This window comes from Pseudomonas oryzihabitans NBRC 102199, assembly GCF_000730625.1.
GTDB lineage: Bacteria > Pseudomonadota > Gammaproteobacteria > Pseudomonadales > Pseudomonadaceae > Chryseomonas > Chryseomonas oryzihabitans.
Genome location: NZ_BBIT01000004.1, coordinates 18,057 through 41,694 on the forward strand (window position 1 = coordinate 18,057; position 23,638 = coordinate 41,694).

The window sequence follows — 23,638 nt, forward strand, 5'->3', positions numbered from 1 at the left end:
AAAATCTAAATTTTTTTGGGCTCACTGTTGACACAAGGTCGAGAAACGCTTTTAATGCGCCCCGTTGCCCAGGTAGCTCAGTTGGTAGAGCAGGGGATTGAAAATCCCCGTGTCGGCGGTTCGATTCCGTCCCTGGGCACCAAGACAAGCTTCCGGATCCTGCGGGATCTGGAAATCAGAGAAACCGGCCTAGCGCCGGTTTTTTTGTGCCTGCGATTCCTACCCGCTCGCGTCGAAACCCCGGGCGCGTCCCTTCCCTGCCGATCAGGACGTCTTTGCAACGACCCGCGCTGCGGGCGCCTGGCCTGAAGAGTTCGGTGCCGCCCTGCTCACGCGGGTGCTGAAGCCTCGTCCACCGCACCGAGATGGATCGCCAGCCACACCGTGGCGACCGCGGGATCGGTGTAGGTCACCCAGTGCTCGACATCAGCCGGGATGAACAGCGTATCGCCCGGTTCGAGTGCCACCTCCCGCCCCTCCAGGGCGATCCGCGCGGCGCCCTTCAGCAGCAGCACCCATTCCTCATGGGCCTGCCGCCAGGGCGCCGCTGCCGGCGTCGTCTGGCCCTGGGAGACGATCCGCTCTATACGACAGCCGGGCCGCTCCAGCAGGGCCGTGAACACCTCCGTCGCGGAGGCATCGGGCAGGTCGCGAAACAGATTGCTCATGACGTTTTCCCTCCGGGGCTGGCGCCAGGGCGCCGAGGTCATCCAGCCTGCACCGGTCCGCACGGGCGCTCAAGCCGCGCAGGGCTCCTCCGCACTCGGAGCCCGCGGCCAGGCCACCGGGTCCGCGGCTATTTGCGGTCAGGAGTGCGATCCGCCCGACGGTTTCAGGAGGTCGTTTCCCGGCTGTAGGGGATTTCGGCGATGATCGATCGCAGCAGTGGCAGCCCGTCCAGGGTGCTGCTCGACCTTGGCTGACCGCTGTGGTCAGCTGGACTTCGCACCAGGCGCACGGAGGCGCTCGCTGCATGCCCATTCCCTCGCTTCCCCTCGTCGCTCCCGCTCTGCCCGGCGCTCTCCCCCAGGACGCCGTCGCTCAACCCGGCCCGCGCGCCGTCGAGCCCGCCGCACCCTTCTGGCTCAGGCTCCTGAGTGGCGTCAGCCGCTGGTTGAACCGGTTGTTTCTCAGCCTGGTCATGGCGCTGATCGGCTTTACCCTATGGCACTGGTGGCAGGGATGAAGCGGCGTCTGGATCAACTTGAGTTGACCATCCTGATGTGCGGCATCGGCCTGCTGGCCATGGCGCTCATCGTCGCCGTGGGCATGCAGGGCCTGGACTGGGCCTGAGCCTACGGGCGGCCTTACCAGACCTTTACCTGGCCTGACGTCCGCTGACCGCCAAAGGTGTTTCATGGTGACGCGGCCCATCGAGCGCCGCGAGGAGAGCACCATGGCATCGCGAGCGTCGTTGATTCTGCTGTTGACCGCCACCCTGACCGCCAGCGGCCTGGCCGCCGCCTACGAGGGCCCCGAGCGTGGGCAACCTTGGGCAGGCGGCCCCGCAGCCGTCGCCGAGGGCGGCGAATTCCTGCCGGCGGGCGAATTTCGACGGCATCACCGGCACCACCCCTATTACCGCAGGGATCGCTATCCCTACAGCTATTACCAGCCCTATCCGCAGCCCGGCTATGCCGCGCCCCATTGGCGGCCGGCGCCACCGGGCTACTACCCCTACCAGCCGGCCTATGAACCCCGTCCCTATTACGGGCCCCCGCGCCATTGGTGAACTGCTTGGCATCACGACGGCGAGATGATGGCCTTTTGCGATGAGCCACACAGGGAGATGTTTGCCAGAGGAGCAGAATGCCATCACCCATTAGGCTTTAGGGCGCTGCCAACATGTATGAGAGAGATGATGTAATCTGCATGGCTTGCCTTGCGACCATGGCTGCAGCCTTCACCGGCTTCATCATGGTGATGGCGCTGTTGTGATCGCCAGATAGACGAAACCCCGCCGAGGCGGGGTTTCGAAGGCGGTATAGCACGGTCCTAGATGGGACGACTGCCATATTTGCTGTCTGGCTTCTTCGGCGGATCGGCGACCACATTGGCGTCGATTTCCTGCACCTTGCCACCGCGGGCCAGAAAGTCCTGCATGGCCTTTTCCAACGCATCCCGCTCGCGCTGCTTGGCTTCCACCGAAGGCAATTCCTCGGGCTCGGCTTCACGCTTCTTCTTGGCCTTGCTCCCGGACGCGGGCGCTTCGCTGTCCCCGCTTTCCTCTTGCTCGGCGTCGTCGGTTGCGGCAGCGAAGTCTTCGTTATCGCCCTCTTCTTCCGCGCCTGTCTCCAGGTCGTCCTGCTCCAGATCTTCGTCGCTCATAAACCGCCTCCACACACTTTGGCAAAATCGGACCGCGCGTTTTGACGCGGCCTCCTAAAAAAAATTCCTGGCTATTCGCCCTGCAGCGTCGCGATCAGTCGCCGTGCGCCACCCTGGTCGCGATGCTCGCCCAGGTAGATGCCCTGCCAGGTTCCCAGGGCCAGGCGACCCGCCTGGACCGGCAGACTCAGGCTGCAGCCGAGCAGACTGCTCTTGAAATGCGCAGGCAGGTCGTCCGGCCCTTCATAGTCGTGTTCGTAACCGGCCTGTCCCTGGGGCACCAGCTGGTTGAAGAACCGCTCGAAGTCGCGGCGTACCGCCCCATCGGCATTCTCGTTGATGGTCAGCGAGGCCGAGGTGTGCTGCAGCCAGAGGTGCAGCAGGCCGATCCGGCACTCGCCAAGCTCGGGCAGCTGCTCCAGCACCTCAGCGGTGACGAGATGGAAACCACGCGCCCGCGCGCGCAGGGAAAAGCTCCGCTGCAGCCACATGAACAACCCCCGCCGACTGACTGGGCGCGCATTCTAGCGCGACGATCGGAAAAGCAAAGCGGTGATTGCACACCGCTTGCGTGCAGTCTAGACACAGCAGGATGGCGGTTGTTCCAGCCGTATGGCGGACATGAAAAAGGCGCCTCGCGGCGCCTTTTTCCAGAGTGGTGGCTTACAGGTTGTAGCCACGCTCGTTGTGAAGGGTGAGGTCCAGACCCACGGTTTCCTCTTCTTCGTTGACTCTCAGACCCATGACCACGTCCAGCACCTTGAGGATCACGAAGGTGACGATGCCGGTGTAGACGATGGTGAAGGCCACGCCCTTGAACTGGATGAACAGCTGGGCGCCGATGTCGGTAACGGTGCCGAAGCCACCCAGGGACGGAGCGGCGAAGACACCGGTCAGCAGGGCGCCGACGATGCCACCGATGCCGTGCACGCCAAAGGCGTCCAGGGAGTCGTCGTAGCCGAGCTTGCGCTTGAGGCTGGTGGCGGTGAAGAAGCAGATCACGCCAGCGGCCAGGCCGATGATCAGGGCGCCCATGGGGCCGGCGGTACCGGCGGCCGGGGTGATGGCGACCAGACCGGCGACCACGCCGGAAGCGATGCCCAGGGCGCTCGGCTTACCGTGGGTGATCCACTCGGCGAACATCCAGCCCAGGGCGGCAGCTGCGGTGGCGATCTGGGTGGTCAGCATGGCCATGCCGGCGGTGCCGTTGGCGGCGGCGGCGGAACCGGCGTTGAAGCCGAACCAGCCGACCCACAGCATGGCGGCACCGACCAGGGTGTAGCCCAGGTTGTGCGGCGCCATGGGAGTGGTGGGATAGCCCTTGCGCTTGCCCAGGACCAGGGCCGCGACCAGACCGGCCACACCGGCGTTGATGTGCACCACGGTGCCGCCGGCGAAGTCCAGCACGCCCCAGTCCCACATCAGGCCGCCGTCACCGCTCCAGACCATGTGGGCGATGGGGGCGTAGACGAAGGTGAACCACAGGCCGGTGAAGACCAGCATGGCGGAGAACTTCATGCGCTCGGCGAAGGCACCGACGATCAGCGCCGGGGTGATGATGGCGAAGGTCATCTGGAAGGTGACGAAGACGCTTTCCGGGAACAGGGCGGTAGCCGAGGTCACGGCATCATGCTGCAGGCTGGACAGGAAGGCCTTGCCCAGACCGCCGATGAAGGAATTGAAGTTGGTGACGCCCTTCTCCATGCCGGTGGTGTCGAAGGCCAGGCTGTAGCCGTAGACCATCCACAGGATGCTGACGAGACCGGTGATGGCGAAGCACTGCATCATCACCGAGAGGACGTTCTTGGCACGCACCATGCCGCCGTAGAACAGCGCGAGACCCGGGATGGTCATGAACAGCACCAGGGCCGTCGAGACCAGCATCCAGGCCGTATCCCCGCTGTTGATGGCTGGTGCCGCAGCCGCTTCCTGGGCCATGGCCAGGCCCGGCAGCGCTACGAAAGACATGAGGGCTCCTAGCCCTGCGTAGGTGCGCAGAGTCATCGTTGTTTCTCCTGGGGCTCGTGTGGGGTTGGGCGGTCAGTTAAGGCGTCAGATGGCGTCTGTGTCGGTTTCGCCGGTGCGGATGCGGATGGCCTGCTCGAGATTCACCACGAAGATCTTGCCGTCACCGATCTTGCCGGTGTTGGCGGCCTTGGTGATGGCCTCGATGACGCGGTCGAGCTGATCGTCGGCGATGGCGACGTCGATCTTGACCTTGGGCAGGAAGTCGACGACGTATTCGGCGCCGCGATAGAGCTCGGTATGGCCCTTCTGACGGCCGAAGCCCTTGACCTCGGTAACGGTGATGCCTTGCACACCGATCTCGGACAGCGACTCACGCACGTCGTCGAGCTTGAACGGCTTGATGATGGCGGTGACTAGTTTCATGAACTTCTCCCGATTGAGTTGACTGGCCCCAGGAAAACAAACCCCGGTCCAAGTCTAGCGCAGTGACCGTCTGTTTAACCGTTGGCGTGGTAATCGCCGCGGTCACGGCAGAAGCGGCCAGAGCGCGCCTCCACCCCAGGCGCCCTCTGACGCCCGTCTCTGCATCGGCAGTAGCAGAAAGCTTGCCAGGTTTGTGAAGGCGTACGGATTTCGAGCGCCAGCCCGGCTGGCGCGCCTCCTGAAGGGGCAGGACCTGGCCCTGCGGGCAGGACTTTGCACCAACAGCGAACAGCTCTGGGCTGGGACTGGCACCAAAGCGGTGCAAGGCCGCTGCCGGAGGGCCGGAAGCCCGCTGTGCTACACTCGAGCTTTGATCCATTGCAGGGGATAACCATGTCCACGACCCGTTCGCTGTTCGATTCCCTGACTCAGCAGGCCAGCCGGCTGTTCGGTCAGGACTCGCCGCTGCCCAAGGCCGAGATCGAAAGCCAATTCAAGGCACTGCTGCAAGGCGCCCTGAGCAAGCTCGATGTGGTCAGCCGCGACGAATTCGATGCCCAGATGGCCGTGCTGGCCCGCACCCGTGCGCGCCTGGAAGCCCTCGAAGCGCGCCTCACCGAGCTGGAAAAGCCGCAAACCGCCGAGGTCAAGCCGCCGGTTACCCCGGCCACGGACGTCGCGCCCGCCGACTGATCCCCAAGGGCGCGCCAGGATGGTGCAGCCCTGAGTCTGGCGAATCACGATCAAGGAGAGATCATGTCGCTTGCCCTCGTTCATACCCGCGCCCAGGTGGGCGTGGAAGCGCCGCCGGTGGTCGTCGAGGCGCACCTGGCCAACGGCCTGCCCGCCCTCACCCTGGTCGGGCTGCCGGAAACCGCCGTTCGCGAAGCCAAGGATCGGGTGCGCAGCGCCATCCTCAATGCCGGCTTCGAATTCCCCAGTCGCCAGCAGACCCTCAATCTCGCGCCCGCCGACCTGCCCAAGGACGGCGGGCGTTTCGATCTGGCCCTGGCCATCGGCATTCTCGCCGCCAGCGGGCAGCTGCCAGCGCAGGGCCTCGACGGCTACGAGTGCCTGGGTGAACTGGCCCTGTCGGGCGCGGTGCGGGCGGTGCGCGGCGTGCTGCCCGCAGCGCTGGCGGCCCGGGCCGCCGGGCGGATCCTGGTGGTGCCCCGCGCCAATGCCGAGGAAGCCTGCCTGGCCAGTGGCCTCAGGGTGCTGGCGGTCGATCATCTGCTGGAATTCGCCGGTCACCTGAGTGGCCAGGCCGTACTGGCCCCCTATCAGCCCAGCGGCCTGCTGCGCACCCCGCTGCCCTATCCCGATCTCGCCGAGGTCCAGGGCCAGCAGGCGGCCAAGCGCGCCCTGGTGGTGGCCGCGGCCGGTGCCCACAACCTGCTGCTGGCCGGCCCACCGGGAACCGGCAAGACGCTGCTCGCCAGTCGCCTGCCGGGACTGCTGCCGCCCCTGGACGAAGAAGAGGCGCTGCAGGTGGCCGCCATCCATTCGGTGGCCGGCCCCGAGCCGCTTGAACACTGGCCGCAGCGACCCTTTCGCCAGCCGCATCATTCGGCGTCCGGTCCGGCGCTGGTGGGCGGTGGCAGCCGTCCCGGTCCCGGCGAGATCACCCTGGCCCACCGCGGGGTGCTGTTTCTCGACGAGTTGCCGGAATTCGATCGCAAGGTGCTGGAGGTGCTGCGCGAGCCCCTGGAGAGTGGCGAGATCGTCATCGCCCGGGCGCGGGAGCGGGTGCGCTTTCCGGCGCGCTTCCAGCTGGTGGCGGCGATGAATCCCTGCCCCTGCGGCTATCTGGGCGATCCCAGCGGCCGCTGTCGCTGCAGCCCGGAGCAGATCCAGCGCTATCGCGGCAAGCTCTCCGGTCCGTTGCTGGACCGTATCGACCTGCACCTGACCGTGGCCCGCGAGCACCTGCGCCTGGGCGCTTCAGTGGTCAGCGAACTCACCACGGCGGAGGCCGCGCGCCAGGTGGCCGACGCCCGCGCCCTCCAGCTGGCGCGCCAGGGTCGCCCCAACGCCCTGCTCGGTCTCGATCAGCTGCACCAGGTCTGTGCCCTTGGCGAGGCCGATCAGCGCTGGCTGGAAGGTGCGGGGGAACGCCTGAATCTGTCCCTGCGCGCCCTGCACCGGGTGGTCAAGGTGGCCCGTACCCTGGCCGATCTCGCCGGCCAGGCCGAGATCCGGCGACCGCAGCTGGCGGAAGCCCTGCAGTATCGCGCGAGTCACTAGGCGCCGGCGGGCGGGCCGTAGTGGCGTGGCGGCTCCTGCAGGCGATCGCGCAACGCCTGGTTTTCCTGCGCCAGCTCGAAGCACATGGCCCGCCACTGGTGGGCCAGCTCGCGATAGTCGTCCCGCTCCGCCCGCAGCGTGGTCAGCATGCGTTCGACGGCCTGCACCGCCTCGTTGGATACGCCCATGACACCCCTCCTCTTATACTGTATTTGCATACAGTAGTCAGAGTATTGCGGCCAGGCAAGGGCCAAGGTGCGCAGGAATGAAAAAGGGAGGCCTGAGCCTCCCTTTCGCTGCTGCCGGAAGGGTCCGGTCAGCTGAAGCGCCCAACTTCGGCGCTCAGGTCTTCCGCCAGATGACGCAGCTCGCCCGCGGTACCGGCCAGCACCTCGGCGGCATCGCGCTGAGCGGCGTTGTCCACGGCGATCGCCTGGATGTTGCGGCTCAGGGCGGTGGCGGTGGTGCTCTGCTCGGCGGTGGCCTGGGCGATGCCGGAGAATTGCTCCACCGCCTCGGCGACCTGCTGGTCGATGCTGCGCAGCGCCTGGGCCACGTCGGCGTTGCGCGCCAGGCCCTGCTCCATCAGGCGATTGCCTTCGTCGATGGCGCCCATGGCGCGCTGGGTCTCGCCCTGCACCGCGCCGATCATCTGCGAGATCTCGCGGGTGGCTTCGCTGGTGCGACCGGCCAGCTGCCGGACTTCGTCGGCGACCACGGCGAAGCCGCGGCCCTGCTCACCGGCCCGCGCGGCTTCGATGGCGGCGTTGAGCGCCAGCAGGTTGGTCTGCTCGGCGATCCCGCTGATGACGCCGATGATGCCGCCAATCTGCTGGGAGCGGCCGTCCAGGCCCTTGATGAGTTCCGCGGTGCTGGCCAGGGAGTCGGCGATCTGCTCCAGGGCGCCCGAGGCGCCCTGCATGGCCTGGGTACCGGTGCGGGTCTGCTGGGCGTTTTCCTGCACCAGACGCTCGGTGCGCTGCATACCGTCGGCGATGTTCTGGGCGGTGGCGCTGAATTCCTCCACGGCGCTGGCCATGCTGTCGATCTGGCTGGACTGCTCGGCGGAGCGTCTCAAAGTCTGGTCGGACAGCTGGCTCAGTTGCTGGGAGCGCTCGGTGACCGCGCGCGAAGAGCCACGGACCTGCTCGACGGTGGAGGCCAGGGCATCGGCCATCTGGTTGAAGCTCCGGGCGAGTTCGCCGATCTCGTCGTGGCTGCGCGCCTCGACCCGCACGCTGAGTTGACCGCGACCCAGGGCCTGGGCCCGCTCCACCAGCTGGCCCAGCGGCTTCAGCTTGTGGCGCAGCAGGACGACCGAGGCGAGTACCGCCAGCACCAGGGCGATCAGGCTGCCGATGGCCAGGCGCAGGCCCACGGCGTGCACCGGCGCGTCCAGCTCGGCCTTGGGCAGGGTGGCGACCACGGTCCAGCCTTCGCCGGCGACCGGCGCGCTGACGCTGAGGAAGTCCTCGTTGCCGTCCTGCCAGGTGTGTTCGTGCTGCTTGGGATCGTTCTTGAGGGCGGCGAGGAGCTCGTTGGCCTGCTTGGCATTGGCCGGCGGCACCAGCCAGTTGCCCTGCTCGTCGAGCAGGGCCAGGGAGCCGGTCTCGCCGATGCGCAGCTGGGTCAGCTGGGCCATTTGCTGGGCCTGGGCGTCGGTGTAGTCGAAGCCGACGAAGAGCACGGCGATGACCTTGCCGGCGCCGTCGCGGACCGGGGTGTACTGGGTCATGTAGGAGCGCCCGAACAACTGGGCGCGCCCGACGTAGTTCTGGCCCTGCAGCAGACCGGCATAGGCCGGGTGCTTGCGATCGAGCTGGGTACCGATGGCGCGGCTGCCGTCCTGCTTCTTCAGCGAGGTGGTGATACGGGTGAAGTCGTCGCCATCACGCACGAAGATGGTGGCGACGCCACCGGTCAGCCGGGTGAAGTCGTCGACCTGGCTGAAGTCGCTGTTCAGCGCCTGACCGGCGAACAGCAGCGCGGGGGCCGTGGCGCTGCCCAGGGGCAGTCGCTCGCCGGCCAGGCTCAGGCCGCCATCGAAGCGGCGCTCGAACAGGTTGGCCAGGCGCTGGGTGCTGATCTTCAGGGTGCTGAGAAAGGTCTGCTGCTGATCGGAGAGCAGTCGGGCCTCGCTGCCCAGGTGCTTGCGCTGGGTGCCTTCGATGGACACGCTCAGGGCATGGAGGGCGAACAGACAGCTGCCGGCGATCACGACAATCAGTACCAGACTGAGGGCCAAGGCAAGTTGTCGGGCGATACTACGACGCGGGGAAATGACCATAGGGGGCTCCAAAGCGCCTACATCCCTGTAGGGCAGTACGAATTTGAGGGCAAGGGCTATATCAGGCGACCGACCGCTCTAGGGCGGTCTTCTTAGGGGTTAACTGTTATCTTATCGGCAGAGGTACGATGAACTAAAGCCAATGACAGCAGTCTGGCGCCTTATTTATGGCGAATGACCTCCGGAAGGCTCTGGGACGCCACTTCGCGCTGCAAGAAGTCAGCCAGCTGGCGAAAGCGCGCCTGCCCCCGGCGATTGCGCGGCCAGACTAGGTAATAGGCATCGCCGCTGGCCACCGCCTCGGGCCAGGGCAAGGCGATGAGTCCGGCCGCCACGTCTTCGGCCAGCATCACCAGATCGCCGATGGACACCCCGTAGCCCCGCGCGGCAGCGGCCATGCCCAGCTCCAGGGTGTCGAATACCTGGCCACCCGTCAGGGGCACCGCCTGGGTCAGGCCCATGGCCTGCAGCCAGCGGCGCCAGTCGCGGCGGTCGAAGGTGGGATGCAGCAGCTCTTCCCGCTGCAGGCGCGCCGGGTCCCAGATGCCTTCACGCGCGGCGGCCGGCGAGCAGACCGGCACCAGCCACTCCTCGAACAGCGGCACCACCTCCCAGTCCGCGGGGAAGCGGCCATCACCGAGCAGCACCGCGCAATCGAAGGGCTCGTGGACGAAGTCGACCCGGTCGCTGGCCATCCAGACGCTGGTGAGCTGGATGTCCAGTTGCGGACTGAGCTGGCGAAAGCGGGCCAGCCGCGCCAGCAGCCAGCGCAGCGACAGGGTGGTGGGCGCCTTGAGTCTCAGGGTGCCCTCGGCCACGGCGAGATTGCCGCAGGCCCGCGCCAGCGCCTCGAAGCCCTCGCTCAGGCCCGGCAGGAGCAGCTTGCCGGGCTCGGTCAGCGCCAGCTGACGGCCGGCGCGCTCGAACAGGCGGCAGCCAAAGGTCTCTTCCAGCGTCCGCACATGGCGACTGACCGCACTCTGGGTCAGCGACAACTCCTGAGCCGCGCGGGTAAAGGAGCCATGGCGAGCGGCGGCCTCGAAGGCGCGCAGGGCATACAGCGGCGGCAGCCGCGAGGGGACGTCGGGCATGACTCTGACTCATGGATGGCATGGCTATTTTCCGATTGTGGAAGGCGCGAACGCATCCAACAATGAGTTCTTGTCAAAGTCGGCCCTGCTCAGCGAGATCCACCCATGTCTCTGCCGCGTCACGAGTTGCTCGCGCTGTTGCGCCTCGCCTTGCCCCTGATCGGTGCGCAGCTGGCCTATGTGGCCATGGTCTTCACCGACACCCTGATGATGGGCCGCCTGGGCCCGGCCGCCCTGGCCGGTGGCGGCCTGGGGGCGGCGGTCTATTCCTTCGTCTCGGTGATCTGCGTGGGGGTGATCACCGCGGTGGCCAACCTGGCGGCCTTGCGCCGGGGCGCGGGCGATACCGAGGGCGTGGCGGCGGTGACGGCGGCCGGGATCTGGATCGCCGCGGTGCTGGCACTGCTGGCCGGCACCCTGCTGTGGCATATCGAGCCATTGCTGGCCCTGGCCGGCCAGCCGGAAGAGAGTCGCCAGGCGGCCGGGGTATTCCTGCGCTGCCTGGCCTTCGCCCTGCCCGGCCATCTGCTGTTCATGACGCTGCGGGGTTTCACCAGCGCCCTGGAAAGACCCGGACCGGTGTTGACCATCGTGCTGGGGGCGGCGCTGCTCAACGCCCTGTTCAACCTGGCGCTGCTGCACGGCTGGGGCGGCCTGCCGCAACCCGGGCTGCCAGGCATCGGCGCGGTGACCGCGGTGGTGATGAATGGCGCGGCCCTGGGCCTGGCGCTGTATATCGCCCGCCATCCGGCCTATGCCGCCTATCCCCTGCGCCGCTATCTGCGCCGCCCGGATCGTCGTGCCCTCGCCGACACCCTCGGCCAGGGCCTGGCGATCAGCGGTACCTATGCGGTGGAAGCCTGCCTGTTCCTCTCCGCGGCGCTGTGCATGGGCGCCCTCGGCGCCACCGCCCTGGCGGCCCATCAGATCGCCAATCAGCTGGTGTATCTGGTGTTCATGTTGCCAGCCGGCCTCTCCTACGCCACCAGCATCCGTATCGGCCAGCACCAGGGCGCCGGGCGGCCGCGCGAGGCCCTGCTGGTGGGGCGGCTGGCCATCGGTGGTGGTGCCCTGGTGATGCTGGGCATCGCCCTGCTGTTCTGGAGCTTTCCCACCTGGCTGGTGGGGTTGTTTCTGCCGGATGGCCACAGCCCGGTCAGTGAGCTGGCGCGGCAGCTGGTGCTGATCGCGGCGGTGTTCGTCATCTTCGATGGCACCCAGAGCATCGCCCAAGGGGCTCTGCGCGGCATCCGCCAGGCGCGCCTGGGTTTCTACGGCGGCTTGCTCTGCTACTGCCTGATCGGCGCCAGTGGCGCCTGGCTGCTGGGCGTCCGGTTGGGTATCGGCCCCCATGGCGTCTGGTGGGGCCTGGCATTCGGCCTGGCCTGTGCGGCGCTGCTGCTGACCGGCGCCTTCGAGTGGCTGATGCGGCGGCAGTTGGGCGCAGGTGCCGTGCAGGACCTGTCGGAGCCGCTGGCCGCGCCGCGTGGCCTGGCGCAAGACGGCTGAGCGCTGCGGCAGCCCAAGCGTTTTACCAAGTGGTCCACCCTTGGGGCCTGCGCTAGACTAGCCATTTTGGGCCACCCCGGCGTAACGCCCGGTGTCCAGGGCCCCCAGGATAGCCAGAGATGCAACGTTTCATCGTCGCCGACGACCATCCGCTGTTTCGTGAAGGCCTGGTGCGCATCCTGCGCCAGCTGCAGCCGCAGGCGCAGGTGGAGCAGGCCGATAGTCTGCAACAGGTCCTGGAACTGGCACGCCAGGGCGAGCCGCCCAGTGGGCTGCTGCTGGACCTGCTCTATCCTGGCCAGGACCTGAGCTTTTCGCTGCGCGCCCTGCGCCAGGAATTCAGGCGCAGCACCCTGATCGTGGTCTCGATGCTGGAAGACGCCACGGTGATCGAGCATATCCTGGCGGCGGGTGTGGATGGCTTCATCGGCAAGGCGCTGCCGCCAGCGGCCATGGCCGAGGCGATCGCCGACTGCCTCGCCGGGCAACCGGTGGTGCGCTATGCCATGCCGAATCTGGCTCCGGCCAGTCTGGCGCCCGACCACCGGCTGCAGGCGCTGACGCCGCGGCAGCTGGAGGTGCTCGGCCTGATCACCCAGGGCCTGAGCAACAAGGAGATCGCCCGGATCCTGGCCATCTCGCCCTTTACCGTGCGCATCCATGTTTCCGCGCTGCTGCGCACCCTGGGCGTCGGCACCCGCGCGGCGGCGGCCGCCTTTGGCGCCAAGGCCGGGCTCGGCGCCCAGCGCTCGCTCAGCTAGCCGCGACGCGAAAGGCCAGCAGCAGGGCGCGCAATTCCGCCGGTCGCACCGGCTTGGCCAGCACCGGGATCTCGGCGTCGCCCAGCGCCTGCTGGACCTGCGGAATGTCGTGCCCGGTCACCACGATGGCCGGGATGCGCCGGCCCTGCAGCCGATTGAGATAGGCGATGCAGTCGGCGCCCGAGGCGCTGCGATCCAGATCGAAATCGGTGATCACCAGGTCGCAATTCACGGCGCCGGCGGGGATGCTGGTGGCGGTGGTGACCTCGCAACCCCAGCTGCGCAGCAGGGTCGCGGTGGCCAGCAGCACGTTGGCATCGTCCTCGATGAGCAGCACCCGCCAGCCGGCGAGCAGGTGCTGGGGGCCGTTCACCGGCCGTGGCCGCGCTTCCAGCGGCAAGGTGGCCAGCGGCAGGCCCTGGAGCCTGACCGCGGTACCGCGGCCGGGGCGCGAACGGATGGTCAGCTGCAGATCGAGCAGGGTGGCGATGCGCTGCACGATGGACAGCCCCAGGCCGACGCCTTCGATGTCGCGATCGCGCGTCTCCCGTACCCGGTAGAACTCCTCGCACAGGTGCGGCAGGTGCTCGGCGGCGATGCCCGGTCCCTGGTCGTAGACAACCAGGGCGAGCTGGCCCTGGCGCCGGCGCACCGCCAGCAGCAGAGGTTTGCCCGGGGCGTACTTGAGGGCGTTGGACAGCAGATTCTGCAGCGAGGTGAGCAGCAGCGCCGGGTCGCTGTAGACCTGCAGCCCACAGGCGCGCCAGCGGATCTCCACCCCGGCCCAGCGCGCCGCCTCGGCATTCTGCCGCACCAGGTCGCCGAACAGGGTATCCAGGTCCACCACCGTGCGCCGCGGACTGACCTGCTGCTGATCGAGGGTGTAGATGTCCAGCAGCGAGCGGAACAGCTGCTCGACGCCGAGCAGGGAGCGGTCGATGTTGTCGACCAGCCGGCCCTGATCGGCGCTCAGCTGGCCGTCGCGCAGGCAGGCGGTGAACAGGCCGATGGAATGGATCGGCTGGCGCAGGTCATGGCTGGCCTGCGCCAGGAAGCGCGCCTTGGCCAGGTTGGCCGCCTGGGTCTCGCGCAGCGAATCCTGGATGCGGGTCAGCAGGAAATGCACGTAGCCGGGCACCAGCAGCGCGGTCACCAGCATCATCAGGGCCACCGTCGGATAGCGCTGCAGGAAGGGCATCCCGGCAATGATGGCGGCGAGAGCGGTCAGCGACAGTCCGGTGGCCAGCAGCAGGTAGCCACGTCCATAGCGCAGGCCATTGCCCACCGTGACCCAGAGCAGCACGCCGAACAGCGGCAGCAGGGCCTCGCCGCTGGTGATGGAGGAAAAGGTGATGGCGCTGAAGTCCAGGCTCATGGCCAGCAGCCGTCGCCAGGGCTTGACCCCCGGCCGCCGCCGGACCTCGACGAACAGGCCGATGGCCGCCACGGCGAACAGGGCGTAGCAGAGCAGGTTGGCCAGCAGGATGGCGGTGTCGAACAGCCCCCAGGCCCAGGCGCCGATGATGTAGGTAGAGGCCGGCAGGATGAAGGCCAGCCGGACCTTGGCCTGGCCCAGTTCGGGATCGCGGGCGCTGACCCCCAGGGTCTGGGTCGCGGCGCTCATGACGCCAGATAGCCCAGTTGCCAGGCCCGCGGGATCAGGCGAAAGATCACCGCCAGGGTCGCGGCCAGGGCCGCGCTGGCGTACCATGCCGCCAGGCCCAGTCCCGCTTCCAGCGCAGCGCCGAGCACTCCGCCGAGCAGCATGCCCAGCCAGGGCACCAGCTGGATGCGCCAGCCGCGTCGCCGCTCGCCCAGCAGCCAGTGACCCAGACCGCGCCCGAAGCGCGACAGGGCGCCGGTGACGTAGGTGAGGCCGATGGGCAGGCCATAGACCTGCTCCACCACCGCATTGACCATGCCCATGGCGAACACTCCGGTCAGCAGCGCTAGCGGGCCCAGGGGCAGACTGGCCGCCAGCGCCAACAGCAGGGCCAGCAGGCCGAGCAGCAGGCAGGCGCGCTGGCGGGTCAGCCGTTGCAGCAGTACGCCGCCGGCATTGCCCAGCACGAAGGTGCCGATGGCCAGCGCCAGGTGCCCCGCCGCAGCCCAGCGGCCTGCCGCCACCTCTGCTGCTAGACGGGTGGTATTACCGCTCATGAAGGAGACGAAATCGCCGGTGGCGAGAAAGCCGATGGCATCGGTCATGCCGGCCAGCAGCGACAGGCCGGCGACCAGCGCCAGGCCGACCGCGCCGTGGCGCGGCGCGACCGGCAGAGCGGCGGGTGGAAGGGGGGAAGAGGTGTGCATGGCAGCCATCCTGGCTGAGCGAAAAAAGACGGCCATCAGTGTGCGACGTGACGCGCCCCGACGCCATGGGCGACGCTCCGGAAGGCGCCCTGGGCTAGACTGATGGACCCGCCTGGCCGGAGGCCTCGTGACCACGCCCCTGTTCGCCCTGGTACTGCTCGCCGCCCTGCTGCACGCCGGCTGGAACGCCCTGCTCAAGATCGGCCTCGATCGCTTTCTCACCGCCAGCCTGATCCAGATCGGCGCCGGCGTCGCCGCCCTGCTGGCCCTGCCCTTCGTGGCCCTGCCCGCGGCCGCGGCCTGGCCCTGGATCGCCCTCTCCGCCCTGCTGCACATCGGCTACAACGCCTTTCTCGCCCGCGCCTATCGCTATGGCGACCTGGGCCAGGTCTATCCGCTCTCCCGCGGCAGCGCCCCGCTGCTGGTCAGCGGGGTGGCCTTTCTCGCCCTCGGCGAAGTGCTGTCGCCGCCCGCCCTGCTCGGCCTCGGCCTGCTGGTGACCGGTCTCGCCCTGATGGCGCTGCTCGGGGCCCGGCGCGGCACGCCGCCCAGCCTGGCGTTGCTGGCCTGCGCCTTCACCACCGGCAGCTTCATCGCCGCCTACACCCTGGCCGATGCCCTGGGCGCGCGCGCCAGCGGTGATGCGGTGGCCTATGCCCTCTGGCTGTTCGCGGTGAACGGCGTGGTGGCCGCGCTGGTGCTGCGCCTGAGTCGTGGCGGCTCGGCCTTCGCCGGCCTCGGTCCGCACTGGCGCGCCGGGCTGGCTGGCGGGGTCATGTCGATGCTGGCCTACAGCCTGGTGATCATCGCCACCACCCAGGCGCCCATCGGCCTGGTCTCGGCGCTGCGCGAGACCAGCGTGCTGTTCGCCCTGCTGATCGGGGTCTTCTGGCTGCACGAGAGTCTGCCGCTGGGGCGCGTCTGCGCCGGCCTGGCCATCGTCGCCGGGGTGGTGGCGATCAAGCTGGCCTGAGCGGGGCGCCCGGGGAGCGGCTAAGCTGTGCCTTCTTTCGACCTGGAGGGACCCATGGGCAAATCGCTGCGACTCTCGGAAAAGTGGTTCAATCGCGGCCTCTGGCTGCTGGCGCTGGTGTTCGCCGGCTTTCTCATCGGCCTGGGCGGCACCCTGGTCGGCGATCTGCCCCAGGTGGAGCGCCAGCAGGGTCTGGAAGACTTCATGGATCCGGCGGCCACCGCCGCGGCGCGGGCGGACCAGCGCCAGGCGAACCAGGCCCGGCGCGCGGCCCAGGACGCCCTCGACCAGGCCCAGCTGCAGCAGGCCGCCGCCGCGCGTAGCTACACGGCCAATCGCGAGACCTTCGACAACTGGCTGGCGACCCGCCAGACCACCCAGCGCCCCGAGCAGGACGCCGAGCTGATCGCCCGCAGCCGTGCCCTGGACGCGCTCAAGGCCGGCGAGCGCGCCGCCGAGCAGGAGGTCGAACGCCAGGAGCAGGCGCTACTGGATGCCGAGCAGCACGCGGCCGCCGCCGCGCGCAGCCTGGCCGAGCTGAGCGACGCGGCCCAGCAGGCCTGGCTCGACGCCCGCCAGCAGGCCGAACTGCGGGTCTTCCTCTATCGCCTGGCGCTGACGCTCCCCCTGCTGGCGGTCGCCGCCTGGCTATTCGTCCGCCAGCGCAAGAGCACCTGGTGGCCTTTCGTCTGGGGCTTCATCTTCTTCGCGCTGTTCGCCTTCTTTGTCGAACTGGTGCCCTATCTGCCCAGCTATGGCGGCTATGTGCGCTATCTGGTGGGCATCCTGCTGACGGTCCTGGGCGGGCGCTACGCCATCCGCGCCCTGCAGGACTATCGCGCCCGCCTGGCGCTCAAGGAAGCCCAGCCGGACACCGTCCGACGCGAAGAACTGCACTACGACACCGCCCTGGCGCGGCTGGCCAAGGGCGTCTGCCCGGGCTGCGAGCGGCCGGTGGACCTCAAGGACCCGGGGATCGACTTCTGCCCCCATTGCGGCATCGGCCTGCACGACCACTGCGGCGCCTGCCAGACGCGCAAGAGCGCCTTCGCGCATTTCTGCCACGCCTGTGGCACGGCGGCGCGTGGGTCCGAGCGAAGTCCGACGGGCGCGCCCTGATGGCAGGCCTCAGGGCTTGTTCGAACTGGTATTGACGCCCTTTTCGGTGTGCTCGCCGTCGTGCTTGTGCAACTGGCCGGTGGGGTCCTGCAGCTGGATGACCTGGCCCTGCTGCCAGGCATTGGCGCCGGGGGCGACCGCGGGGGTCGGCAGGTCGGCACGGGCGGTCCTGGTCTCGGCGGAAGAGATGCCCAGACGGCGATCACGCTCGGCGAGCAGCTTGGGATCGAGCTGGCCGTCGGCGGTGAAGCCCATCATCAGCTGGGGCACGCCCAGGGGCAGCTCCAGGTCCTGATCGGTATGCCAGGTATGCCAGGTCTTGCCGTAGGTGTGCACCAGCTTGTCCATCAGCCGGTGTTCGGCCACCTGGGGTACGCCGGGCGCGACCAGCTGGCCCGACTTCACCTCGTGCACATGGCTGTGCCAGAGCGCCTTCTCGGCCTCGGGTAGAGTCTTGAACAGCCGTTCGCTAATGATGTACTCGACGCCCATCAGCTTGGCATCGGCGACATTGCCGTCGTAGATCACGCACTGGAACATCTCTTCGCCCAGGACGCTGCAATAGTGATGGGCCTCCATCTGGCTGTGGGGATGGCCGTTGTAGAAGTGGAAGCCGTCCAGGTAGGTGTTGAGGGCGGCGATGGGCGGCTTGCGCTGCAGGACGTCGGCGCCGGCTTCGAGCACCCGGGTATCGGTCTGGGCGGGGGCACCCGGCACCGGGACCGGCGATTGGGTGTCGTTGGCGGCCTGGGCCAGCGGAGCGCAGGCGAGCAGCAGCAAGGCGGGGAATCGGCGGAGGGTCATGGCGCATTCTCGACGGGAGCTTGCCGAGTTCGAAGCCCGGGCGGACGCCTAGGTTCCACCGCTGCGCTAGGCTCGTCATACGAATGTCATGCAACGGCCATAAATTCGTCATCGTCCGCGCCTGGCCTTTCGGTATAAGCGAAACGCCACAGCCACACCTTTGCACCCAGGCTCCTCTCACTGTCGGGACGACTCAATGAACGCACACAGCTCTCCCTCCGGTCATGCCCTGCGCCGCGTGGTCTTCAACAAGAAGGGCGGTGTCGGCAAGTCCAGCATCGCCTGCAACCTGGCGGCCATCAGCGCCCACGAGGGCTATCGCACCCTGCTGGTGGACCTCGATCCCCAGGCCAACTCCAGCCAGTACCTCACCGGCGAGGTGGGCGACGACCTGCCCCACGGCATCGCCGATTTCTTCAAGCAGACCCTGAGCGGCGGCAAGAAGGCCCAGGCCAACATCCACGCCACCGCCTGGCCGAATCTAGATCTGATCGCCGCCTCGGGCGAGCTGACCGAGCTGCAGTTCAAGCTCGAATCCAAGTACAAGATCCAGAAGCTCGCCAAGTACCTCGACAAGCTTGGCGAAGACTATGACCGCATCTACCTGGACACCCCGCCGGCGCTGAATTTCTACAGCATCTCGGCGCTGATCGCCGCCGATCGTTGCCTGATCCCCTTCGACTGCGATGTCTTCGCCCAGCAGGCGCTCTACGACCTGATCGAGGAGCTGGAGGAGATCCGCGAGGACTACAACGAAAAGCTCGCCGTCGAGGGCATCGTCATCAACCAGTACCACGCCCAGGCCAGCACCCCGCGGCAGCTGATCGAGGAACTCCAGGCGCGCGACCTGCCGGTGCTGGCGGCGCCGCTGATGTCTTCGGTGAAGATGCGCGAATCCCACCAGCAGCATCGCCCGCTGATCCACCTGGACCCGGGCCACAAGCTGACCCGGCAGTACCTGGAACTGTTCGCCCTGCTGGAAGGCTGAAGGCGCCCCAGCGCAAGAACGTTCAAGACGGCGGCGACGCGGCGCGGCACCCTGGGCATCCCCTGCCCTCCGGAGCCCTGCCGATGACCGCTTCCCGCCGCCGCGCCTTCCTCCAGGGCGCCTGGCAGATCATGCCGCTGTCGCTGGCCTGCGCGCCCTGGGGCATCCTGGTCGGCGCCCTGGCCATCGAGACCGGACTCAGCGTGCTGGAAGGCCAGGCCTTTTCCCTGCTGGTGTTCGCCGGGGCGGCGCAACTGGTGGCCCTGGGCATGCTCAAGGCCGGCGCGGGCCTCGCCGCCATCCTGCTGACCACCCTGCTGCTGACCTCCCAGCACCTGCTCTATGGCCTGCACCTGAGACGCGTCCTGGCGCCCCAGCCACTGCCCTGGCGGCTGGGCTTCGGCTTCCTGCTCACCGACGAATTCTTCGCCCTGAACCATGCCGAGCAACCAGCCAGCTTCGACCGCTGGCGCGCCCTGGGCATGGGCCTGAGTTTCTATCTGCTGTGGAATCTCTTCACCCTGGCCGGGCTGCTGCTGGGGCGGGTGCTGCCCAACCTGGGTGCCCTGGGCCTGGACTTCTCCATCGCCGCCACCTTCATCGCCCTGGTGGTGCCCCTGGTGCGCGACCTGGCCACCGTGGCCTGCGTGCTCACCGCGCTGCTGGTGTCGGTGTGGCTGCATCACCTGCACTGGCAGGGCGCCCTGGTGCTGGGCGGCCTGGCGGGGATGAGCGTGGGCTTTCTGGTCCGCCGCCTGCGGGAGCGCCTGCCATGATCCTCGCCACCGTGCTCGGCATGGCCGCCCTGGTCTTCTGCAATCGCTATCTCTTTCTCGAACCGCGCCTGCCGCTGCGCCTGGGCCGCAACCTGCGCACCTTCCTGGAATTCGCCGTGCCCGGGATGCTCACCGCCATCTGCGGCCCCATCCTGTTCTCCGGCGAAACGTCGCTTGCCGCTACCCTGGTCGATCCCTACCCGCTGGCGGCCCTGACCGCGGTGGGGCTGATGCTCTGGACGCGACGGGTGCTGACCACGGTGATCCTCAGCATGGGCGTGTTCTACCTGCTACGCTGGCTCCTCTAGCCCGAAGGTGGAACCCATCGGGGCCACGAGAGAGCCATGAACGGACAACAAGAAAACGCCCGCCTCTGGCCGGCCCGCGGCCTGGGCGGCGTCGAGCTGCTGCATGCCCGCTATCGCCGCCAACGCTTTGCGCCCCATGTGCACGAAGGCTATGTGTTCACCGTGATCGAGCGCGGCGCCCAGCGCTTTCGCCACCGCGGCGCCGAGCACCTGGCCGCGGCCGGCAGCATGGTGCTGATCAATCCGGACGAGTTGCACACCGGGGCCACGGCGGTCGAGGAAGGCTGGCAGTACCGCGGCTTCTATCCGACGCTGGTGCAGCTGGGCCCCGTGTTCGCCGAGCTGGGACGCCCGCTGGACGCCACCCCGGCCTTCGCCACCAGCGTGCTGCACGACCCTCAGGTGAGCGCGACCTTCAGCCAGCTGCATCGGCTGGCCGATGGCGGCGCCGAGGCCCTGGAGCAGCAGACCGCCTGGCGCGAGGCGCTGCTCCTGCTGTTCGGCCGCCATGCCCGCCTGGGCGCCCTGGCGGAACCGGGCCGCGAACCCCTGGCGGTGCAGCGCGCCCGTGAATTGCTCGGCCAGCAGTTGCAGCAACCGCCCAGCCTCGAAGAACTGGCCCAGGCGGTAGGGCTGTCGCCCTTTCATTTCCTGCGGGTGTTCCGCCGCGCGACGGGCCTGCCGCCCCACGCCTGGCTCAAGCAGCAGCGCCTGACCCGCGCCCAGGGCCTGCTGCGCGCCGGCTGGGCGCCCCTGGAGGTAGCCCTGCAGCTGGGCTTTGCCGACCAGAGCCATCTCACTCGCCAGTTCAAGCAGGCCTACGGCGTGGCGCCAGGCGCCTATCGCCGCGCCTGGCAGGGCTAGCCAGGGCCCGACGAACGGTCCTGGCCGCAAAAGCGGCCCGCCAGAGCCCGGCAAGCGGCAACGGCGCCTGACTCACCGCAAGCCTCGGAGAAACTTTTTCCGGTCGCCTCGGGCCTAGTCAGGAAGAGCGCCGGCGCTGCCGGCCGCTCTCCCCTGCCCCTTTGGAGTTACCGGTATGACCCTCGAAGAACGCATCCGCCAGCGCGCCTATGAAATCTGGGAACGCGAAGGGCGTCCCCATGGCCAGGATTTCGAGCACTGGTTCCAGGCCAATCGCGAACTGGAAGACCAGCCCGACGACAACCTGACCCAGGTCGGCGGCATCCAGAGCAGCGTCGCCCCGCCGGCACCCAAGCCGCGCAGCCGCTCGCGCAAGAAGACCCCTGAAGACAGCACCAAGGCCTAGCGCCAGTCGTCCAGCAGCCAGACCTCGGGGTGATCGTAATGGGCTTCGCCCCGGTGCAGGGTGATGCCCAGGATCTCGCTGTGAAAGCCTTGAGCCAGCAGCCATTGGTAGGCGCCCCGGCGAGCGGTATTGACGCCGGCCAGCAGTCGCTGCTGACCGTGGTCCCGGGCCAGGCCGTCGCAGGCGGCGATCAGCCGGGCGAAGCGCGCCTCCGCGCCCGCGCCGGGCAGCACCGCCGCGCACTTCACATAGCAGACCCCGGTACCCGCCTCACTGTGGGGCCCGAAGTGGCAGACGGCGAAGCCCTCCGCCCGGCCCTGCGCATCCTGCAGCAGCAGACTCTCGCCGAGCCCCTGCGCGCGCACCGCGGCCATCTCGGCGGAGACATCCAGCCCCGGCGCATTGGCCCGACCCACGTCGGCGCAGGCCGCCAGCAGCCGGTCGGGTTCGGCCGCCAGGGAAAAGCGCAGCGCCGGCGGCGCGGCCTGCGCCTGCACCGGCCGCGCCATCACCGCGGTCAGGGTCTGCGGCCAGAAGCCGAAGCCCTGGTAGAGCCCCAGGTGACGCGGACTGTCGGGAAAGGTGAAGAGTCCGGCATGCACCAGCTGCCAAGCATCGAGCTGCGCGACCGCGGCGCCCATCAGCGCCTTGGCCACCTTGGCGTCCCAGTAGTCCGGATGCACCGCCAGCGGGCCGAGGATGCCGTGGCGCCCCCAGCGGGTGACGCAGATGGCGCCGACCAGCCGCGCGCCGTCGAGGGCCTTGAACCAGGCGGTGTGGGGTGCGGCGAAGCGACTGCGCACATAGTCGCGGTCGTTCCAGAATTCGCCCGGTTCGGCGGCGCCCATCCAGGTGGCGAAGGCCAGGCGCACCACCTCGGTGGTGGCCGGCAGGTCGGCGGCGGTCAGGGGTTCGACACTGAAGGCGGGGGTGGACATGGGGCGACTCCTTGGCTGTAGGCCTTGGACCCGCCCGGCTGGAGCTTTGCGCCCGGGCGGCAATCGCCGGTTACAGCAGCAGCACCGCGGCCCAGCCGAACAGCAGCATCGGCAGGCTGAAGTGCAGGAAGGACGGCACCACGGTGTCCCAGATATGGCTGTGCTGGCCGTCCACGTTGAGGCCGGAGGTGGGGCCCAGGGTGGAATCCGAAGCCGGCGAACCCGAGTCGCCGAGGGCGCCGGCGGTGCCGATCAGGCAGACGATGGCCAGCGGCGAAAAGCCCAGGTGCAGACACAGCGGGCCGAGGATGGCGGCGAGGATGGGCACGCTGGAAAAGGACGAGCCAATGCCCAGGGTCACCAGCATGCCCAGCAGCAGGAGCAGCAGCGCGCCCAGGGCGCGGTTGTCGCCGATCAGGCCGGCGGCGGTGGCGGCCAGGTCCTTGATCTGGCCGGTGGCGGTCAGTACCTCGGCGAAGCCGCCGGCGGTGAGCATGATGAAGCCGATCACCGCCATCATCTTCGCCCCCTCGCTGAACAGGTCGTCCGCCTCGCGCCAGCGCACCACGCCGGTGGCGGTAAAGACCACGAAGCCGACCAGGGCACCGAGGATCATGGAGTCCAGCCAGAGCTGCACGCCAAAGGCGGCGATCACCGCGATCAGCGCCACCAGCAGGGTGCGGCCATTGTAGGGACGGTCGGCCCGCTCGGTGCGCGCCACCAGGTTGAGATTGTACTGTCGCGGCCGGCGATAGCTGACGAAGACCGCGAGCAGCAGGCCGACCACCATGCCCAGGGCCGGCAGCAGCATGGCGCGACTGGGGTCCACGCCGCTGACGTCCACCCCGGCACGGGACACGCTGGCCAGGAGGATGTCGTGCAGATAGAGACTGCCGAAGCCCACCGGCAGGAACATGTAGGGGGCGATCAGGCCAAAGGTCATGACGCAGGACAGCCGCCGGCGATCCAGCTCCAGGCGCGTCAGCACATAGAGCAGCGGCGGCACCAGCAGCGGGATGAAGGCGATGTGGATGGGCAGGATGTTCTGCGAGGCGATGGACACCGCCAGCAGCAGGCCGAGCAGCGCCCAGCGCAGCGAGCGTCCGCCTTGGGCCGCCTGGCGTTCCATAAGCGCCAGGGCGCGATCGGCCAGCATGTGCGCCAGCCCCGACTGGCTGATGGCCACGGCGAAGGCGCCCAGCAGCGCATAGGAGAGCGCCACCTTGGCGCCATTGCCCAGGCCGGCGTTGAAGGCCAGCAGGGTGCCTTCCAGCCCGAGGCCGCCGACCAGACCACCGGCCACGGCGCCGGCGATCATCGCCACCACCACGTGCACCCGCGCCAGACTCAGGACCAGCATCAGTCCTACCGCCACCACCACCGCATTCATCGCCGACTCCGCACCACCAAAGGGGCGCGCACTCTGCCGCAGCCCGGCGCGGGCGTCAAAGGCCGGGGATGGATGGCGGGGCGTGCGGCTTATCCACAATGGCCGCTGCCGCGGGCGGGTGGAAAAGCCCTGGCGGCGCCTGGCGCGA

26 protein-coding genes and 1 tRNA gene are annotated in these 23,638 nt (G+C 68.4%); 14 read left to right on the plus strand and 13 right to left on the minus strand.

The annotated features are described in order from the left end of the window. Nucleotides 1-66: 66 nt before the first annotated feature. Nucleotides 67-142: transfer RNA gene (locus POR01S_RS06020), tRNA-Phe, on the plus strand. 187 nt (nucleotides 143-329) lie between these two features. On the opposite strand, the gene POR01S_RS06025 is transcribed toward POR01S_RS06020, so the two are convergent. Continuing rightward, nucleotides 330-668, minus strand: a complete 339-nt coding sequence (locus POR01S_RS06025; protein ID WP_042134544.1) for a cupin domain-containing protein — start codon at nucleotides 666-668, stop codon at nucleotides 330-332. Between the two features lie 305 nt (nucleotides 669-973). On the opposite strand from POR01S_RS06025, the gene POR01S_RS06030 reads away from it, so the two are divergent. Together POR01S_RS06030 and POR01S_RS06035 are read left to right on the plus strand one after the other, a co-directional pair. Continuing rightward, nucleotides 974-1,186: a hypothetical protein gene (locus POR01S_RS06030; RefSeq protein WP_042134546.1), complete on the plus strand. Its 213-nt coding sequence runs from the start codon at nucleotides 974-976 to the stop codon at nucleotides 1,184-1,186. A 210-nt stretch (nucleotides 1,187-1,396) separates the two neighbouring features. Further along, nucleotides 1,397-1,732, plus strand: coding sequence for a hypothetical protein (locus tag POR01S_RS06035; protein ID WP_007159803.1), 336 nt, complete (start codon nucleotides 1,397-1,399; stop codon nucleotides 1,730-1,732). 263 nt (nucleotides 1,733-1,995) lie between these two features. Here POR01S_RS06035 and sutA read toward each other — a convergent pair whose 3' ends face one another. From sutA to glnK, 4 genes are all read right to left on the minus strand, one after another. Continuing rightward, a complete protein-coding gene (gene sutA, locus POR01S_RS06040) occupies nucleotides 1,996-2,328 on the minus strand; it encodes a dormancy-specific transcriptional regulator SutA (protein ID WP_007159805.1) in 333 nt (110 codons plus the stop codon). Between the two features lie 71 nt (nucleotides 2,329-2,399). After that, complete coding sequence (locus POR01S_RS06045; RefSeq protein WP_007159806.1) at nucleotides 2,400-2,819, minus strand: secondary thiamine-phosphate synthase enzyme YjbQ; 420 nt, start codon at nucleotides 2,817-2,819, stop codon at nucleotides 2,400-2,402. A gap of 172 nt (nucleotides 2,820-2,991) precedes the next feature. Then, nucleotides 2,992-4,332, minus strand: coding sequence for an ammonium transporter (locus POR01S_RS06050; RefSeq protein WP_027597471.1), 1,341 nt, complete (start codon nucleotides 4,330-4,332; stop codon nucleotides 2,992-2,994). A 48-nt stretch (nucleotides 4,333-4,380) separates the two neighbouring features. Then, nucleotides 4,381-4,719, minus strand: coding sequence for a P-II family nitrogen regulator (glnK, locus tag POR01S_RS06055; protein WP_003096476.1), 339 nt, complete (start codon nucleotides 4,717-4,719; stop codon nucleotides 4,381-4,383). 393 nt (nucleotides 4,720-5,112) lie between these two features. Between glnK and POR01S_RS06060 the strand changes: the two genes are divergently transcribed. Next, nucleotides 5,113-5,412 (plus strand): accessory factor UbiK family protein, encoded by a 300-nt coding sequence (locus tag POR01S_RS06060; RefSeq protein WP_027597470.1) that lies wholly within the window; start codon nucleotides 5,113-5,115, stop codon nucleotides 5,410-5,412. Nucleotides 5,413-5,475: 63 nt separating this feature from the next. Next, nucleotides 5,476-6,966 (plus strand): YifB family Mg chelatase-like AAA ATPase, encoded by a 1,491-nt coding sequence (locus POR01S_RS06065; protein WP_042134549.1) that lies wholly within the window; start codon nucleotides 5,476-5,478, stop codon nucleotides 6,964-6,966. Here POR01S_RS06065 and POR01S_RS06070 read toward each other — a convergent pair. The 3 genes from POR01S_RS06070 to POR01S_RS06080 form a co-directional block, all read right to left on the minus strand. Further along, entirely contained in the window at nucleotides 6,963-7,154 is a 192-nt protein-coding gene (locus tag POR01S_RS06070) for a hypothetical protein (protein ID WP_027597468.1), read from the minus strand. The two genes, POR01S_RS06065 and POR01S_RS06070, sit on opposite strands and share 4 nt — an antisense overlap. Nucleotides 7,155-7,282: 128 nt before the next feature. After that, nucleotides 7,283-9,253, minus strand: a complete 1,971-nt coding sequence (locus POR01S_RS06075) for a methyl-accepting chemotaxis protein (protein ID WP_037006627.1) — start codon at nucleotides 9,251-9,253, stop codon at nucleotides 7,283-7,285. Between the two features lie 161 nt (nucleotides 9,254-9,414). Continuing rightward, nucleotides 9,415-10,344, minus strand: coding sequence for a LysR substrate-binding domain-containing protein (locus POR01S_RS06080; protein WP_042134552.1), 930 nt, complete (start codon nucleotides 10,342-10,344; stop codon nucleotides 9,415-9,417). A 105-nt stretch (nucleotides 10,345-10,449) separates the two neighbouring features. Between POR01S_RS06080 and POR01S_RS06085 the strand changes: the two genes are divergently transcribed. Together POR01S_RS06085 and POR01S_RS06090 are read left to right on the plus strand one after the other, a co-directional pair. Further along, nucleotides 10,450-11,853 (plus strand): NorM family multidrug efflux MATE transporter, encoded by a 1,404-nt coding sequence (locus POR01S_RS06085; RefSeq protein ID WP_027597465.1) that lies wholly within the window; start codon nucleotides 10,450-10,452, stop codon nucleotides 11,851-11,853. Nucleotides 11,854-11,972: 119 nt separating this feature from the next. Continuing rightward, nucleotides 11,973-12,614 (plus strand): LuxR C-terminal-related transcriptional regulator, encoded by a 642-nt coding sequence (locus tag POR01S_RS06090; protein ID WP_042134554.1) that lies wholly within the window; start codon nucleotides 11,973-11,975, stop codon nucleotides 12,612-12,614. Here the strand turns inward: POR01S_RS06090 and POR01S_RS06095 are convergent. Together POR01S_RS06095 and POR01S_RS06100 are read right to left on the minus strand one after the other, a co-directional pair. Continuing rightward, nucleotides 12,607-14,238: an ATP-binding response regulator gene (locus POR01S_RS06095; RefSeq protein WP_042134556.1), complete on the minus strand. Its 1,632-nt coding sequence runs from the start codon at nucleotides 14,236-14,238 to the stop codon at nucleotides 12,607-12,609. The genes POR01S_RS06090 and POR01S_RS06095 overlap by 8 nt on opposite strands. Then, nucleotides 14,235-14,924 carry a YoaK family protein gene (locus tag POR01S_RS06100; protein WP_042134557.1) on the minus strand — a complete coding sequence of 230 codons (690 nt, stop codon included), beginning with the start codon at nucleotides 14,922-14,924 and terminating at the stop codon, nucleotides 14,235-14,237. Before POR01S_RS06100 ends, POR01S_RS06095 begins: the two co-directional genes overlap by 4 nt. A 127-nt stretch (nucleotides 14,925-15,051) precedes the next feature. Between POR01S_RS06100 and POR01S_RS06105 the strand changes: the two genes are divergently transcribed. Together POR01S_RS06105 and POR01S_RS06110 are read left to right on the plus strand one after the other, a co-directional pair. Continuing rightward, nucleotides 15,052-15,897, plus strand: a complete 846-nt coding sequence (locus POR01S_RS06105) for an EamA family transporter (RefSeq protein WP_042134559.1) — start codon at nucleotides 15,052-15,054, stop codon at nucleotides 15,895-15,897. Nucleotides 15,898-15,951: 54 nt separating this feature from the next. Further along, the gene (locus POR01S_RS06110) at nucleotides 15,952-17,016 is read left to right on the plus strand and encodes a serine endopeptidase (protein ID WP_042134561.1); all 1,065 of its coding nucleotides are present in this window, start codon (nucleotides 15,952-15,954) and stop codon (nucleotides 17,014-17,016) included. Between the two features lie 9 nt (nucleotides 17,017-17,025). Here POR01S_RS06110 and POR01S_RS06115 read toward each other — a convergent pair whose 3' ends face one another. After that, nucleotides 17,026-17,820 (minus strand): OBAP family protein, encoded by a 795-nt coding sequence (locus POR01S_RS06115; protein WP_042134563.1) that lies wholly within the window; start codon nucleotides 17,818-17,820, stop codon nucleotides 17,026-17,028. A 229-nt stretch (nucleotides 17,821-18,049) separates the two neighbouring features. On the opposite strand from POR01S_RS06115, the gene POR01S_RS06120 reads away from it, so the two are divergent. The 5 genes from POR01S_RS06120 to POR01S_RS06140 all read left to right on the plus strand — a co-directional run bounded on the left by POR01S_RS06120 (nucleotide 18,050) and on the right by POR01S_RS06140 (nucleotide 21,162). Then, nucleotides 18,050-18,808 (plus strand): ParA family protein, encoded by a 759-nt coding sequence (locus POR01S_RS06120; protein WP_027597461.1) that lies wholly within the window; start codon nucleotides 18,050-18,052, stop codon nucleotides 18,806-18,808. A gap of 83 nt (nucleotides 18,809-18,891) precedes the next feature. After that, nucleotides 18,892-19,584: an AzlC family ABC transporter permease gene (locus POR01S_RS06125; protein WP_007159822.1), complete on the plus strand. Its 693-nt coding sequence runs from the start codon at nucleotides 18,892-18,894 to the stop codon at nucleotides 19,582-19,584. After that, nucleotides 19,581-19,892 carry an AzlD domain-containing protein gene (locus POR01S_RS06130; RefSeq protein WP_027597460.1) on the plus strand — a complete coding sequence of 104 codons (312 nt, stop codon included), beginning with the start codon at nucleotides 19,581-19,583 and terminating at the stop codon, nucleotides 19,890-19,892. Before POR01S_RS06125 ends, POR01S_RS06130 begins: the two co-directional genes overlap by 4 nt. A gap of 36 nt (nucleotides 19,893-19,928) precedes the next feature. Next, a complete protein-coding gene (locus POR01S_RS06135; protein ID WP_042134566.1) occupies nucleotides 19,929-20,756 on the plus strand; it encodes an AraC family transcriptional regulator in 828 nt (275 codons plus the stop codon). A 175-nt stretch (nucleotides 20,757-20,931) separates the two neighbouring features. After that, nucleotides 20,932-21,162 carry a DUF2934 domain-containing protein gene (locus POR01S_RS06140; protein ID WP_027597458.1) on the plus strand — a complete coding sequence of 77 codons (231 nt, stop codon included), beginning with the start codon at nucleotides 20,932-20,934 and terminating at the stop codon, nucleotides 21,160-21,162. Here POR01S_RS06140 and POR01S_RS06145 read toward each other — a convergent pair. Next, complete coding sequence (locus POR01S_RS06145) at nucleotides 21,159-22,100, minus strand: GNAT family N-acetyltransferase (RefSeq protein WP_042134568.1); 942 nt, start codon at nucleotides 22,098-22,100, stop codon at nucleotides 21,159-21,161. The genes POR01S_RS06140 and POR01S_RS06145 overlap by 4 nt on opposite strands. Nucleotides 22,101-22,170: 70 nt before the next feature. Further along, nucleotides 22,171-23,490 carry a Na+/H+ antiporter family protein gene (locus POR01S_RS06150; RefSeq protein WP_042134570.1) on the minus strand — a complete coding sequence of 440 codons (1,320 nt, stop codon included), beginning with the start codon at nucleotides 23,488-23,490 and terminating at the stop codon, nucleotides 22,171-22,173. Nucleotides 23,491-23,638 lie beyond the last annotated feature (148 nt).